The organism is Enterobacter cloacae complex sp. IR5441 (assembly GCF_049238215.1).
Lineage (GTDB): Bacteria > Pseudomonadota > Gammaproteobacteria > Enterobacterales > Enterobacteriaceae > Enterobacter > Enterobacter hormaechei_C.
The window spans coordinates 66,057-80,523 of the sequence record NZ_JBMKIA010000012.1; the positions used below are offsets into that span (position 1 = coordinate 66,057).

15 protein-coding genes are annotated in these 14,467 nt (G+C 58.0%); 8 read left to right on the plus strand and 7 right to left on the minus strand.

The genetic code is table 11. The features are described from left to right. Positions 1 to 75: 75 nt before the first annotated feature. Both ACOTX5_RS14710 and ACOTX5_RS14715 read left to right on the plus strand, forming a co-directional pair. Positions 76 to 1,299 (plus strand): phosphoadenosine phosphosulfate reductase, encoded by a 1,224-nt coding sequence (locus ACOTX5_RS14710; protein WP_032671322.1) that lies wholly within the window; start codon positions 76 to 78, stop codon positions 1,297 to 1,299. Continuing rightward, on the plus strand, positions 1,284 to 1,910 hold the full coding sequence (locus ACOTX5_RS14715; protein ID WP_032671323.1) for an IbrB-like domain-containing protein: 627 nt from the start codon (positions 1,284 to 1,286) through the stop codon (positions 1,908 to 1,910). Before ACOTX5_RS14710 ends, ACOTX5_RS14715 begins: the two co-directional genes overlap by 16 nt. On the opposite strand, the gene ACOTX5_RS14720 is transcribed toward ACOTX5_RS14715, so the two are convergent. Next, on the minus strand, positions 1,911 to 3,071 hold the full coding sequence (locus ACOTX5_RS14720; protein ID WP_045910656.1) for a pyridoxal phosphate-dependent aminotransferase: 1,161 nt from the start codon (positions 3,069 to 3,071) through the stop codon (positions 1,911 to 1,913). Between the two features lie 122 nt (positions 3,072 to 3,193). Here ACOTX5_RS14720 and ACOTX5_RS14725 point away from each other — a divergent pair, with 122 nt between their 5' ends. The 3 genes from ACOTX5_RS14725 to ACOTX5_RS14735 are packed head-to-tail and all read left to right on the plus strand — an operon-like array spanning position 3,194 to position 5,033. Further along, positions 3,194 to 3,808, plus strand: coding sequence for a methylthioribulose 1-phosphate dehydratase (locus tag ACOTX5_RS14725; protein ID WP_045910657.1), 615 nt, complete (start codon positions 3,194 to 3,196; stop codon positions 3,806 to 3,808). Next, positions 3,805 to 4,494 (plus strand): acireductone synthase, encoded by a 690-nt coding sequence (gene mtnC, locus ACOTX5_RS14730; protein ID WP_032647663.1) that lies wholly within the window; start codon positions 3,805 to 3,807, stop codon positions 4,492 to 4,494. The genes ACOTX5_RS14725 and mtnC overlap by 4 nt, the downstream gene beginning before the upstream one ends. Then, the gene (locus ACOTX5_RS14735; RefSeq protein ID WP_045340908.1) at positions 4,491 to 5,033 is read left to right on the plus strand and encodes a 1,2-dihydroxy-3-keto-5-methylthiopentene dioxygenase; all 543 of its coding nucleotides are present in this window, start codon (positions 4,491 to 4,493) and stop codon (positions 5,031 to 5,033) included. Before mtnC ends, ACOTX5_RS14735 begins: the two co-directional genes overlap by 4 nt. 85 nt (positions 5,034 to 5,118) lie before the next feature. Here the strand turns inward: ACOTX5_RS14735 and ACOTX5_RS14740 are convergent, their stop codons facing one another. Continuing rightward, positions 5,119 to 5,343 (minus strand): helix-turn-helix transcriptional regulator, encoded by a 225-nt coding sequence (locus ACOTX5_RS14740; RefSeq protein WP_032652941.1) that lies wholly within the window; start codon positions 5,341 to 5,343, stop codon positions 5,119 to 5,121. A 106-nt stretch (positions 5,344 to 5,449) separates the two neighbouring features. On the opposite strand from ACOTX5_RS14740, the gene ACOTX5_RS14745 reads away from it, so the two are divergent. Then, positions 5,450 to 5,716, plus strand: coding sequence for a helix-turn-helix domain-containing protein (locus ACOTX5_RS14745; RefSeq protein WP_032652939.1), 267 nt, complete (start codon positions 5,450 to 5,452; stop codon positions 5,714 to 5,716). Between the two features lie 36 nt (positions 5,717 to 5,752). Here the strand turns inward: ACOTX5_RS14745 and mtnA are convergent, their stop codons facing one another. Then, a complete protein-coding gene (mtnA, locus tag ACOTX5_RS14750) occupies positions 5,753 to 6,781 on the minus strand; it encodes an S-methyl-5-thioribose-1-phosphate isomerase (protein ID WP_045910658.1) in 1,029 nt (342 codons plus the stop codon). Between the two features lie 102 nt (positions 6,782 to 6,883). Here mtnA and mtnK point away from each other — a divergent pair, with 102 nt between their 5' ends. Beyond that, positions 6,884 to 8,083: an S-methyl-5-thioribose kinase gene (gene mtnK, locus ACOTX5_RS14755; protein WP_045910659.1), complete on the plus strand. Its 1,200-nt coding sequence runs from the start codon at positions 6,884 to 6,886 to the stop codon at positions 8,081 to 8,083. Positions 8,084 to 8,135: 52 nt separating this feature from the next. Here the strand turns inward: mtnK and ACOTX5_RS14760 are convergent, their stop codons facing one another. The 4 genes from ACOTX5_RS14760 to ACOTX5_RS14775 all read right to left on the minus strand — a co-directional run bounded on the left by ACOTX5_RS14760 (position 8,136) and on the right by ACOTX5_RS14775 (position 13,048). Continuing rightward, positions 8,136 to 9,377 (minus strand): LVIVD repeat-containing protein, encoded by a 1,242-nt coding sequence (locus ACOTX5_RS14760; protein ID WP_072210279.1) that lies wholly within the window; start codon positions 9,375 to 9,377, stop codon positions 8,136 to 8,138. Positions 9,378 to 9,469: 92 nt separating this feature from the next. After that, on the minus strand, positions 9,470 to 10,534 hold the full coding sequence (locus tag ACOTX5_RS14765; protein ID WP_045910661.1) for a sugar ABC transporter substrate-binding protein: 1,065 nt from the start codon (positions 10,532 to 10,534) through the stop codon (positions 9,470 to 9,472). A gap of 19 nt (positions 10,535 to 10,553) precedes the next feature. Next, the gene (locus ACOTX5_RS14770) at positions 10,554 to 11,549 is read right to left on the minus strand and encodes an ABC transporter permease (RefSeq protein ID WP_032103096.1); all 996 of its coding nucleotides are present in this window, start codon (positions 11,547 to 11,549) and stop codon (positions 10,554 to 10,556) included. Further along, the gene (locus tag ACOTX5_RS14775; RefSeq protein ID WP_045910662.1) at positions 11,546 to 13,048 is read right to left on the minus strand and encodes a sugar ABC transporter ATP-binding protein; all 1,503 of its coding nucleotides are present in this window, start codon (positions 13,046 to 13,048) and stop codon (positions 11,546 to 11,548) included. Before ACOTX5_RS14775 ends, ACOTX5_RS14770 begins: the two co-directional genes overlap by 4 nt. Positions 13,049 to 13,207: 159 nt before the next feature. On the opposite strand from ACOTX5_RS14775, the gene ACOTX5_RS14780 reads away from it, so the two are divergent. Then, the gene (locus ACOTX5_RS14780) at positions 13,208 to 14,296 is read left to right on the plus strand and encodes an oxidoreductase (protein WP_045910663.1); all 1,089 of its coding nucleotides are present in this window, start codon (positions 13,208 to 13,210) and stop codon (positions 14,294 to 14,296) included. Positions 14,297 to 14,467 lie beyond the last annotated feature (171 nt).

The following is a 14,467-nucleotide window of genomic DNA, read 5'->3' on the forward strand; positions in this document are numbered from 1 at the left end:
GAAAATAATGAAAAATGATTTCATAATATCGTCTTAATTTCTTCCAGACATTTAACACGCAGGATGCGATTAACTATGTCGATCTATAAAATCCCTTTACAGGAAAATGTTTCAGACGCTTCAGCGGAACGCATAGACTGGACGCTAAACAATTTCTCCAGGGTATGCGTTTCCTTTTCCGGTGGAAAAGATTCTACCGTGATGCTGCATCTCGTTGCCCAGCAAGCACGGCAATTAAAGCGAAAAATAGATGTCATCTTTCTGGACTGGGAAGCGCAATTCTCCTCAACCATTCAGCATGTTGACACGATGAGAACGCTGTATCGTGATGTTATCCATCAGTTCTGGTGGGTAGCGCTTCCGCTCACGACCCAGAACGCACTGTCACAGTTTCAACCTGAATGGCAGTGCTGGGAACCCGGGACAAACTGGGTTCGCCAGCCACCGGAAGATGCCATTACCGATTATCACTATTTCGATTTTTATCAGCAGGGAATGACGTTTGAAGTCTTCGTGCGAGAGTTTGCCGAATGGTATGCGCAAAAACGTCCTGCCGCCGTCATAGTGGGGATCCGCGCCGATGAATCCTACAACCGTTTTCTGGCGATCGCGTCGGCACGTAAGCAGCGCTTTTCTGACGATAAACCCTGGACGACCGTCGCACCGGGTGGTCACTCCTGGTATATCTACCCTCTGTACGACTGGAAAACCGCCGACATCTGGACGTGGTTCGCGAAATCAAAATGTTGCTATAACCCCTTATACGACCTGATGTACAAGGCGGGGGTGCCGCCACGTTATATGCGCATCTGCGAACCGTTTGGCCCGGAACAGCGTCAGGGCTTGTGGCTCTATCATGTCATTGAACCCGAACGCTGGGCGGCGATGTGTGAGCGTGCCTGCGGGGTGCGCAGCGGCGGTATTTATGCCGGGCACGATAACCATTTTTATGGCCACCGGAAGATTCTGAAACCAGACCATCTTGGCTGGCGCGAATACGCCATGCTGCTACTCGACAGCATGCCGCAAAATACGGCGGAACATTACCGCAATAAAATCGCGGTTTATCTCCACTGGTATCAAAAGCGAGGCATGAACGATATTCCCGATACGCAGGAGGGCGACATTGGCGCCAAGGACATCCCCTCCTGGCGACGTATCTGTAAGGTTTTACTTAATAACGATTACTGGTGCAGGGCCCTGTCATTTAGCCCAAATAAACCAAAACACTATCAGCGCTACAGCGACAGAGTGAAGGCAAAACGCAAGGAGTGGGGCATTTTATGCGACAGCGAATAATCACCGAAATTGACATCTACCTTCAATCACTTACCGAAGAGGATCGAATCAATGCCATTAACGCCTTCCGTCAGGCAATACATAAAAACAGCCCTTTTCGTGAGCAACCTATAGACTGTGTGCTCTGGGTTAAGCAGGACGCGATTACCGCCAACGATTACAACCCCAATAACGTTGCCCCACCGGAAAAACGATTACTCAGCAAGTCACTGGAACTTGATGGATTCACCCAGCCTATCGTTGTGACCGAAAGCGAACAGCAGCAGTATGAAATCGTGGACGGTTTTCACCGCCATGAAATTGGCACAACCCGGGCGGTTTTGAAGCGCCAGCTCAAAGGGTACTTACCCGTCACTTGCCTGCGCCAGGAGCGACAGGACAAACATAACCGAATGGCGGCCACCATTCGCCACAATCGGGCTCGTGGGCGGCATCAAATCAACGCCATGTCAGAGATTGTTCGTGAACTGGTTCAGCTCGGCTGGGACGACGAGAAGATAGGCAAGGAGCTTGGGATGGATAGCGACGAAGTGCTGCGCCTCAAACAAATCAACGGTCTGCTCGAACTCTTCGCAGACCGTCGTTTTTCTGAAGCCTGGACGGTGAAATAGTCAGAGCGCGTTTAACCGCGCTGCCGCTGCCAGCAGCGTCGATTCCTGCTTCGCAAAGCAAAGTCGGATCAGCTTATGCGGGAAGGGATCGCCGCAGAACACCGACAGCGGAATGGCCGCCACGCCCACCTCTTTCGTCAGCCACTGGCAGAAACTCACGTCGTCCAGATCGGAAATCGCGCTGTAGTCGGCCAGCAGGAAATAGGTCCCTTCACAGGGTAAAATCTCCAGACGGCTTTTGCTCAACGCAGCCACAAACCGATCCCGACGCGCACGGTAGAAATCCGGTAGCTCACGGTAGTGTCCGGGTTCGCTGCGCAGCATATCCGCCAGCGCCAGCTGAGCGGGTGTGTTCACCGCAAACGTCAGATACTGATGCACTTTACGCAGCTCAGCGCTGATGGCGGCGGGCGCCACGCAGTACCCGACCTTCCAGCCGGTCATATGGTAGGTTTTGCCAAATGACGATACCGCGATTGCACGCTCACGAAGCTGCGGATGCGCCAGCACGCTGGCATGCCCCTCTTCGGCGAAGCAGATATGCTCATACACCTCGTCGCTCAGAACATAGATTTCACGTTCGGCGATGGCCTGCCACAGGGCGGCAAAATCGCTCTTCTGCCACACCGTCGCCGATGGGTTGTGCGGCGTATTCAGGATCACCAGCCGGGTTTTATCGCTCAGCAGCGCGGCAAACGCCTGCCAGTCCGGACGAAAATGCGGCGGCTGGAGCGCCACGCGTTTCACTACGCCGCCAGCCAGTTCAATCGCCGGGGCGTAGCTATCGTAGCTCGGGTCAAAACAAATCACCTCATCGCCCGTACGCACCAGGGCGGTTATCGCCGCATACAGCGCTTCGGTCGCCCCTGCGGTTACCGTGATATCGCTGTTCGCATCAGGTTTATAGCCATACAGCTCAGCCGTTTTATCCGCAATGGCTTCACGCAACGCCTGCACGCCGGTCATCGGCGCGTACTGGTTGGCTCCCTGCGCCACGTGGTACGCCAGACGCTCCTGCAAATATTTCGGCCCGTCAAAATCCGGGAAACCTTGTGAGAGGTTAATGGCGTTGTGCTGCTGCGCCAGGGCGCTCATCTGGGTAAAAATCGTCGTGCCGAGATTTGGAAGTTTACTCTGTGGGATCAACGGGTTATTGCTCATTGTAGTGTGCCTGCCTGTAATACTTATGTTGCTGACACTATAACACGATGTTAGTCTTTGGCAATCAAGACGCTTAGACGTCTAAACGATATAAATATTCCTGACCGAGAGGGTAAAAGGAAATGACAGACAACCTGCAACTCACACACCTGGTCGAGGCCTGCCGCTGGATTGGCGCTAAAGGCTGGGCGCCCGCTACCGGCGGCAATATGTCCGTGCGTCAGGATGAACACCTGTGCTGGCTGAGCGAATCCGGAAAAGATAAAGGCAGCCTGACCACCGCCGATTTTCTACAGGTTGAAATCGCCACCAACCGTGCGCCGTCTGGCCGTAAACCGTCGGCAGAGACCGGGCTGCATACCCTCATCTATCACCTGTTTCCCGAGGCTAACGCCGTCCTGCACGTTCACACCGTCAATGCCACGGTGCTGTCGCGTCTGGTCAACGAGGCCGAGCTGAAGATCACCGGTTTCGAGATGCAAAAATCCCTTACCGGGCAGACCACGCACCAGGATACGGTGGCCATCCCGGTGTTTGATAACGACCAGGACATCGACGCCCTCGCCTCGCGCATCGCCCATTACGCGCAGGAACGCCCGCTTAATTATGGTTTTCTTCTGCGCGGTCATGGCTTAACCTGCTGGGGACGCGACGTGGCCGAAGCCCGCCGTCATCTGGAAGGGTTAGAATTCTTATTTGAATGCGAAATGCGTTTACGACAATGGGAGAGAGTATGATTCGCGCGATTGTGACGGATATTGAAGGGACCACCAGCGATATCCGTTTTGTCCATGATGTTTTGTTCCCCTACGCGCGTGAGCGGCTGGCGGCCTTTGTGACCGCGCAGCAGTACGCCGAGCCGGTCAAATCTATTCTGGACAACCTGCGCGATGAAATCAGCGCTCCGCATGCCAGCGTCAGCGATCTCATCAACGTACTGTTTACCTTTATGGATGAAGACCGCAAATCGACGGCGCTCAAAGCCCTGCAAGGCATCATCTGGCAGGACGGTTACGTCAACGGTGACTTTACCGGACACCTCTATCCTGACGTACTGCCCGCGCTGGAAAAATGGAAGGCGCAAGGGATTGATCTCTATGTTTATTCCTCTGGCTCCGTCACCGCGCAGAAACTGTTATTTGGCTACAGCGACGAAGGTGATATTACTCATCTGTTCAGCGGCTATTTTGATACCCACATTGGCGCCAAGCGCGAGGTGCAGTCTTATCAAAATATTGCGGCGCAAACGGGCATTGCCCCGTCGCAGATCCTGTTTCTGTCGGATATTCATCAGGAGCTGGACGCGGCTGAACAGGCAGGTTTTCGTACCCTGCAACTGATTCGCGGTGAAGATGACGGCGCAAGCCATCATCATCAGATCCACCAGTTTGACGAGATTAATCCGGAGCAGATCCCTTCATGAGCGCATTGACCATTTATTCCGATAAAGACGCCAGTCAGCACCAGTGGCACAGCACCGACGCCGCCGAGATTGCCCAACAGCTGAACGCCAAAGGCGTGCGGTTTGAACGCTGGGCGGCGGATCGCGATTTAGGGCACGATCCCGCGCCTGAAGCCGTGATCGCGGCCTATCAGCATGCCATCGACAAGCTGGTTGCAGAGAAAGGCTACCAGAGCTGGGACGTGATCAGCCTGCGCGCCGACAATCCGCAGAAAGAGGCGCTGCGCGCGAAGTTTCTGAACGAACACACTCACGGTGAAGACGAAGTGCGCTTTTTCGTGGAAGGGGCGGGATTGTTCTGCCTGCACATCGGCGATGTGGTGTATCAGGTGCTGTGCGAGAAAAACGACCTGATTTCCGTTCCCGCGGGCACGCCGCACTGGTTTGATATGGGCTCAGAGCCGAACTTTACGGCGATTCGTATTTTCGATAACCCGGAGGGTTGGGTCGCACAGTTTACCGGGGATGCGATTGCGGATGCGTATCCACGCCTGGCATGATCTTTTCTCCCTCTCCCTTGTGGGAGAGGGCTGGGGTGAGGGGGAACATACGGCTCTGGTGGTCAGTTCCATATTCAGACATTAATCAAATACTGGCGATAATCCTCTGCACATCAGCGCCAACCAGCCTCGCCAGATGCACAAACTCCACTACGTCTAACCTGCGTTCACCACTTTCCACTTTAGCGATAAACGATTGGGGTTTCCCCAAAGCCTCCGCAAGCTGGGCCTGAGTAATCCCCTTCTCTTTACGAGCTTTCTTCAACGCATTGATAACAAGCTGGTATTCTTCTGAATAAACTGAGGCCATTGTTCCGATTCCATACAAATATCCTGAAATCGAATATCCACCTATTGCCTTTTTATCCCAAAACAGGTTAATTGAGTGCGTAACGCAAACCTGTAAGGAGTAAAGAATGCAACGTCAAAACTGGCATCCTGCCGATATTGTTGCGGCATTAAAGAAACAAGGAACAAGCCTGGCAGCGTTGTCACGCAAGGCCGGCCTTTCTTCATCCACATTAGCAAACACACTCTCGCGCCCGTGGCCAAAGGGCGAATTGATTATCGCTCAGGCGTTGAACATTCCACCGGATGTGATATGGCCGGAAAGATATTTTGGTAAAAATGGTGAACGCATATTCCGTCAGATGAGAGCGACCAGGAAAAAAACGTGTCTTTGACATGAACAGCGTTTTCCCCCCCTTCGGGGAAGCCCATCAGTTCATGCTGCTCACGAATTTCCCTTTCGCTACCTCGTCCGGCGTGACCACGCCTGTATCCAGCACCCAGCCGCTAATCAGCGAGGCGGGGGTGACGTCAAACGCCGGGTTGTAGACTTGCGCGTTTTCCGGCGCCCACTGCACCACGCCAAAGCTCCCCGCCACGCCCGTCACTTCACTGGCCGCGCGCTGCTCAATCGGGATTGCGTCACCGTTCGGGCAGTCCGGGTCGAGGGTCGTTTGCGGGGCAGCGACGTAGAACGGAATGCCGTGAAACTTCGCCAGCACCGCCAGGGAATAGGTGCCGATTTTGTTCGCCACGTCGCCGTTGGCGGCAATGCGGTCTGCACCCACCCACACGGCGTCCACCTGCCCTTTTGCCATCAGGCTGGCGGCCATGGAGTCGGTAATCAGCTGATACGGTACGCCCAGCTCGCCGAGTTCCCACGCGGTCAGCCTGCCGCCCTGCAATAGCGGACGGGTTTCATCCACCCAGACGTTGCTTACCTTGCCTTCCTGATGCGCGCGAGCAATCACCCCCAGCGCGGTACCGACGCCCGCCGTCGCCAGCCCGCCGGTGTTGCAGTGGGTCAGCAGACGGCTGCCGCGCTTCACCAGCGCGCTGCCCGCACTGGCAATAGCGTCACAGAGCCGTTTGTCTTCGTCAATCAGCCGCAGCGCTTCAGCCACCAGCGCCGGAATATAATCTTCCTGCCACAGCGCAATCTTCATGCGATCGAGGTTATTCATCAGGTTCACCGCCGTCGGGCGGGAGGCGCGCAGGGTTTCCAGCGCCACCGCCAGCTCGTCGCGGCTTTTGCCGCTTTCCGCTAACAGCGCCAGCAACAGGCTTGCAGAGAGACCAATCAGCGGCGCGCCGCGCACCCGCAGGGCGTGGATGTGCCCGACCAGCGCCTCGACCGTCGAGGCATCCAGCCAGCGTTTCTCCTGTGGAAGCGCCTGCTGGTCGAGAATAAAGAGCTGATTATCCGCCACCCGCAGGCTGGTCGTCTGTAATGTCTGCATGTCGTTAATTCCCTGTTGCGTTGTTGTAGCACATTGTGTCAGGATGAAATCCAGATGTATAGACGTCTACATGTCTTAATTAGCAAAACTGAGGAGCAGGCCATGTCGCAATACCGTACCTTTACCGCTCAGGACGCCGTGGAGTATGCCAGGCAGTTTGGCGGACTTGACGATCCTTCATCGCTGGTAGAGGCGCAGGAAATCGGCGACGGCAACCTCAACCTGGTCTTTAAAATTTTCGACCGCGCGGGCGTGAGCCGCATCGTCGTTAAGCAGGCGCTGCCCTATGTACGCTGCGTCGGCGAATCCTGGCCGCTGACGCTGGATCGTGCCCGTCTTGAAGCGCAAACCCTGGTCGAGCATTACCAGCACAGCCCGCAGCACACGGTAAAAATCCACCACTTTGACCCGGAACTGGCGGTGATGGTGATGGAAGATCTCTCCAGCCATCGCATCTGGCGCGGCGAGCTGATTAACAACATTTACTACCCCCAGGCGGCGCGTCAGCTGGGGGAATATCTGGCTCACACCCTGTTCCACACCAGCGATTTTTATCTGCATCCGCACGATAAAAAAGCGCAGGTAGCGAAATTCATCAACCCGGAGATGTGCGAGATCACCGAAGATCTGTTCTTTAACGATCCGTACCAGATCCACGCGCGCAACAGCTACCCGGCCGATCTGGAAAACGATGTTGCCGCCCTGCGCGACGACGCCCAGCTTAAAATCGCCGTGGCCTCCCTCAAGCACCGCTTTTTCTCGCACGCCGAAGCCCTGCTGCACGGAGACAGTCACAGCGGTTCGATTTTTGTGGCCGACGGCAGCCTGAAGGCCATCGACGCTGAGTTCGGCTATTTTGGGCCGATTGGCTTTGACGTTGGCACCGCCATCGGCAACCTGCTGCTGAACTTCTGCGGCCTGCCTGGGCACCTCGGCATTCGCGATGCCGCCGCCGCGCGCGAGCAGCGCCTGACCGATATTCAGGAACTGTGGAACACCTTCGCGGAGCGCTTCCAGGCGCTGGCAAACGAGAAAGCCCGCGACGCCGCACTCAGCGCGCCGGGCTATGCCTCCGCGTTCCTGAAAAAGGTCTGGCATGACGCCATCGGATTCTGCGGCACCGAGCTGATTCGCCGCAGCGTCGGGCTTTCACACGTGGCGGATATCGACACCATCCAGGATGAAGCCATGCGCCACGAATGCCTCCGCCATGCAATATCCCTCGGTAAAGCGCTGATTGTCATTGCCGACCGCATCGACAGCGCGGAAGAGCTGGTGGCACGGGTGCGGCAGTACAGCTGATTTTCTCCCTCTCCCTGTGGGAGAGGGCCGGGGTGAGGGCATCAAACCGCACTCACCCCAGATACTCAATCACCGACATCCCGCCGTTATAGTCCGTGCTGTAAATAATCCCCTGCGCATCCACAAACACGTCGCACGACTGGATCACCTGCGGGCGGTTGGGCCGCGTATCCATCATCCTCTCCGGCGCCGCGGGCACCAGCGCTCCCTTTTCTACCGGGCGATACGGATTGGAAATGTCATACGCGCGCACGCCCGCGTTCTGCCAGGTCGCAAAAATCAGCGTTGAGCTGACAAAGCTTCCCGGCCGGTTCTCGTGCAGGTTGTGCGGGCCGAAATGCGCCCCTTTCGCCACGTAGTCAGTTTCATCCGGCTGCGGGAAGGTGGCAATACTTACCGGATTCGACGGCTCGCGGATATCAAACAGCCAGATCAGCTTTTCGCCGTCCTGCTGGTTATCCAGCACCGCCTCGTCCAGTACCACCAGCAGGTCGCGATCCGGCAGCGGCAGCGCGGTGTGCGTTCCACCGCCAAACGGCGGGCTCCAGTTACGGTGGCTAATGAGCTTAGGCCGGGTGCGGTCCTTCACGTCCAGCAGCGTCAGGCCGCCGTCACGCCAGCTGCCATACGCGGTATCGCCGGCAATAATCGCATGGTGCAGCGCGTAGCGTTTGCCTTCCGGCCAGCCCGGCTTCTCACCTTCGGCCTGGTTCATCCCGGGCAGCCACCAGCGCCCCGCGACTTCAGGCTTACGCGGGTCCGCAAGATCGATGGTCAGAAAGATGTAATCGGTAAAGCCGTCGATCAGCGCTGAAACGTAGGCCCAGCGGCCGCCGACGTACCAGATGCGGTGAATGCCGATGCCACTCAGCGACAGAAAGCCGATTTCGCGTGGCCTGTCCGGCGTGGAGATATCAAAGACGCGAAGCCCGGCGCTCCAGCCTTTATCCTGCACGTCGCTGACGGTCTCCCCCACCTGGCGGGTGTAGTAGACCTTCTCATCGGCAAAACGCGCATCGGCAAACAGATCCCGGGCGTTAATCACCAGCAGCAAATCGTCGTGCGCCTGGAGGTGTACGTTCCAGGTACCCGGCGGCGCGGGCACGTAACCTGCGGCTTTTGGTTTTTTCGGATCGCGCACGTCGACAATGGAAAAGCCCTGCGACACCATATGACCGATATAGGCGAAACCACGGTGCACCATCAGCTGTACACCGTCCGGACGACCGCCCTGGTCGCTATGGCCAATCAGCCGCATATTGCGGCTGTATTCGGGAGGGGGTAATTGAGACACCTTATGCTCCTTACGCCCGGTGGCGCTACGCTTACCGGGCCTACGGGTGAGAAATGTAGGCCGGGTAAGGCGCAGCCGCCACCCGGCTTGGTTTACTTGTTTTTAGCGGCAAGCGTCGCAAACCACGGCGCGATAAAATCTTCCGTCTGGCCCCAGCCTGGAATGATTTTCCCCAGAGACGCCACGTTCACCGCGCCCGGCTGGGCGGTCAGCAGCGCCTGCGGAATAGCCGCCGCCTTGAAATCGTAGGTGGCAGGCGTCGCTTCTCCGGCAATCTTATTGGCGATCAGACGTACGTTGGTCGCGCCAATCAGCTTCGGATCTACCGCCACGCTCACCTTCCACGGGCTACCCGGCTCGCGCATCAGCTGGAGATCCTGGTTGGAGATGTCGATGCTGTAGAGCTTGATCTCGGTGCGGCCGTTCTCTTTCAGCGCCTTATACGCGCCCTGACTGAAGGCATCCCAGGTCCCCCAGATGGCGTCGATTTTACCTTTCGGGTATTTCGCGAGGATCGCCCCCACCTTGTTGGCGGTGTCGCCCTGCACGTCAGAGGAGACCGCGCCGATGGACTCCAGCTCTGTAATCTCCGGATACTGCTTTTGCAGTTCTTTATACGCCGCCTGACGGCGCTCCATCGGCGGGAAGCCCGCGACCCACAGCTTGACGATATTGGCCTTGCCGTTGAAATCTTTCGCCAGTTGACCAAAAGAGAGGTTGGTCAGGGAGGCATCGTCCTGCTGGGTAACGGTTACGCCCGGGATCTCGCCGTTCACGGCGGTATCAAACACCGAAACTTTAATCCCGGCATCCACCGCCTTCTTTACCAGCGCGGTGGAGTACGGATCGCGCCCCTGAGAGAGAATAATCCCGTCGTATTTCTGGCTGATGGCCTGGTTCACGAAATCCTGGAATCTGGCGTCGTCCCCGTTACTTAAAAACGTGCTGACCTTAAAGCCGAGCTTTTTCCCTTCCTGAATCGCCCCGGCAACAAACTGCGTGGTGTTGTCGTCCGAGCCCAGGTTGCGGATCACCGCAATGCGAATGGGGCCGTCATGGCTGGCAATGGCGGCCGGAACCGGCGCGGGGGTAGCCGCCAGGCCCGGCAAAGAAGTGAGTAATCCAAGAGCCACCAAAGAGAGCGCAATCTTTTTCATTTATTATCCCGTTGTGTTGTCAGCGTTTTTGTATGTAAGTAATCGCCAGTGCCATCGCGAGCACCAGCCCTTTTATAATGTCCATGGCGTAATACGGCACGGAGAGCATCACCAGCCCGTTCGACAGCACGCCGAGGATCACCGCCCCCACCAGCGTGCCCAGCGCGTTCGGCTTGCCGGACCCGGCCAGCGAGAACCCGATCCACGCCGCCGCCACCGCATCCATCAGGTAGCCGCCACCCGCATTCACCTGCGATGAACCGATACGCGAAGCCAGCAAAATTCCGCCCAGTCCCGCCAGCAGCGAGGCGATCACGTAGGCCGCCACCTTGTAGCGCGTGGTGCGAATACCGGAGAGACGCGCGGCTTCCGGGTTGCCGCCAATGGCGTACATCCGGCGTCCGTGGGTGGTCAGCGACAGGCCAAGCTGCGCCAGAATCGTCACCACCAGCATGACGATCACAATGGTCGGCACCTGCCCCAGCAGGCTGAACGCCGCCGGAATGGTCCCTTCCGCCATGTCGCCGCTCGGCAGCACCATGTTCTCGGTAATCGACCCGCCGTAGCTGTAGGTCATCGCCACGCCCTGGATGACAAACAGGCTGGCAAGGGTCGCGAGCATGTCCGGAATGCGCAGGATGACGATCAGAAAGGCGTTAAACAGGCCGACCAGCGTGCAGAGCGCAAGGGTAAGCAGAATCGACTCGGTGGTGCCGAAGCCGTGCCAGACGAAAAGCGAAATCACCAGCGCGTTCGCCAGCGACGCGGTTGACCCCACCGAGAGATCGAACCCGCCGACGGTCAGCGAAATCGAGACGCCGATGGCAATCACCGTCACGATGGCAATCGAGCGCAGAATGTTGATGATGTTGTTCGGATCGAGGAAGCTGTCCGACGCCAGGCCAAACACCGCCACCAGCGCGACGACGGTCAACAGCATGCCCCACCTGTAGAGAAAATCGAAAATCTGCTGACGGCCAGACGCCGCCGCGTTCACTGAAAGGGCCTTGCTCACGACGCCGTTCCTCCGGTTGAATAATAAAGTAGTGTCTCTTCCCGGGCCTCGGCTCCGGCGATTTCCGCCACGATGCGTCCGTCCCACAGCACGCAGATGCGGTCGCACAGCCCGACCAGCTCGGCGAACTCGCCCGAGGCGTAAATCACCCCTTTGCCCTCGCGCGCCAGGCCGTCGATCAGCTGAAACAGATCGGTTTTGGCCTTCACGTCCACGCCTTTGGTCGGCTCGTCGAATATCAGCACGCTGGCGTCATTGCGCAGCCATTTGCCGATGGCGACCTTCTGCTGGTTACCGCCGGAAAGCCGACGCAGCACCTGCCCCGGCCCGCGCGTGCGCACGCCGACGCGGCCAATCACCTCTTCTGCCCAGCGCCACGCCTGACGATGACCAAACAGGCTCCAGCGCGAGAAGCTGTTATCGGCGCACACGGCAAGGTTCATGCTCACCGGCTCGTCGATAAAAATGCCCTCTTTGCGTCGCTCCTCCGGCACCAGCGCCAGACCGCGCAGTACCGAGTCTGCCGGATCGCGCGGTTTCCAGGCCTGATGGTTCAGCTCGCCGCGCGCGACGCGGCTTTTGCTGGCGCCAAACAGCGCCTTGCAGAGTTCCGTTTTCCCCGCCCCCGCCAGCCCGGCAATGCCGAGGATTTCACCTTTGCGCAGGTGCAGGGAGATATCTTTCAGCAGCGCATCGTCGTGCAGCCCTTCCACCCGCAGCAGCGTCTCCTCACCGTGCGGCGGGCGCGGGGGCGGATAGATATCGCTCAGCTCGTGGCCGAGCATCTTCTCAACAATCGCTTCGCCGCTCAGATCCGCCATCGGGCCGGACTCAATCAGCCTGCCGTCGCGCAGCACCGTCAGGGTGTCGCAGATGGCCTTCAGCTCGTGAATGCGGTGAGAGATAAACACCACGCCGATACCCTGCTGTTGCAGACGTCTTACTACCGCAAACAGACGCTCACTCTCGTGCGCGTCCAGCGGCGCGGTGGGCTCATCAAGGATGAGAAAACGGCAGTGGTGCGAGAGCGCCCGCGCCAGCAAAATCTGCTGTTTTTCAGCCAGCGTGCAACTGTCGATGGAGCGGCGTACGTCGAGCGAAACATCCAGCTGCGCCAGCGCCTGCCGCGCCTGCTGACGAACCGCGCGCCAGCTGTAGCGGTGCCCCGGATGCGCCAACTGGTCGAGCATGATGTTTTCGGCAATGCTTAACCCGGGGATGAGCGCCACATCCACCTCCTGCTGCACAAGATGGATACCCAGCCGTTTGGCGTCCAGCGGCTCGCGGATACTTACCGGCTGGTTGTTAATGCAGATTTCGCCTTCATAACGATCGTGCGTCCCGCACAGCACCGCCATCAGCGTCGATTTCCCCGCGCCGTTGGCGCCGGTCAGCGCATGCACCGACCCGCCGTTCAGGGTGAAATCCACGCGCGACAGGGCCTGAAAGCCGGAAAAGGCCAGGCTGATACCGCGCATCTCAAGGCGACTGGAAACCATCCGCGTAAATCCTTCATTACTCTTCTGATTTAGCGAATTTTTCACAGCTCTTGTTGACTGACAACGACGTAAAAGGCATAAGTTAAAGCAAAATATTATTAGCCATCCGGATGTCCAGACATAACATCGGGTTAGCGCTTGCTAAAAAAGGACAACTTCATGAGCAACACCGATATCCGCGTCGTGCCCGGCCCGGCGAACTACTTCTCTCATCCGGGAAGCCTTGCCCACCTGGATGATTTCTTTACTCCGGAACAGCTTTCCCGCGCGGTGTGGATCTACGGCGAGCGGGCAATCGAGGGCGCACGCCCTTATCTGCCGCAGAGTTTTAACGCGACGGGGGCAAAACATCTGCTGTTTAAGGGCCATTGCAGCGAGCGTGACGTCACCCATCTGGTGAACGAGTCGGGTAGTGAAACCAGCGTGGTGATTGGCGTGGGCGGCGGTGCGGTAATGGATACCGTCAAGGCCGTGGCGCGTCGTCTGGGCGTGCCGTTCGTAGGCATTCCCACTATCGCCGCCACCTGCGCGGCGTGGACCCCGCTCTCCGTCTGGTACAACGATGCCGGTCAGGCGCTACAGTTTGAGATTTTTGACGACGCCAACTTTCTGGTGCTGGTGGAGCCGCAGATCATCCTTAACGCCCCGGCGGAATACCTGCTGGCGGGCATCGGCGATACGCTGGCGAAGTGGTACGAAGCGGCGGTGCTCGCCCCTCAACCTGAGAGTCTGCCGCTGACCGTGCGTCTTGGCCTGAACGGTGCGCTGGCGATCCGTGACGTGCTGCTGGAACGCAGCGAAGAAGCGCTTGCGGATCAGCAGCGCGGCGAACAGACGCAGGCGTTCCGGGACGTGGTGGATGCGATTATTGCCGGAGGCGGAATGGTCGGCGGTCTGGGTGAGCGCTATACCCGCGTGGCGGCGGCGCACGCGGTGCACAACGGCTTAACCGTGCTGCCGCAGACGGAAAAATACCTGCACGGCACCAAGGTGGCCTACGGCATTCTGGTGCAGAGCGCCCTGCTCGGTCAGGACGACGTGCTGGCGCAGCTGGTGGCGGCGTACCAGCGCTTCAATCTGCCGACCACGCTTCGCGAGCTGGACGTCGATATTCACAACCGCGACGAGCTGGATAAGGTCATTGCCCACACCCTGCGCCCGGTGGAGTCGATTCACTATCTGCCGGTGACGTTAACGCCTGAGGTGCTGCGCGCCGCGTTTGAGAAGGTGGAATCCTTCAGCCGTTAATCGCGCCGACGGGCTATACCTAATGATGATTCTCTCCACTCTTGCAACGAGGTCATCATGCAGATCGATTTAACAGGTAAAAAGGCGCTGGTTACTGGCGCCAGTCGTGGGCTGGGGCTGCGGGGCAAATTTCCGGCACCGGTCTGGACGTGGACGGCGGTTTGAACGCCT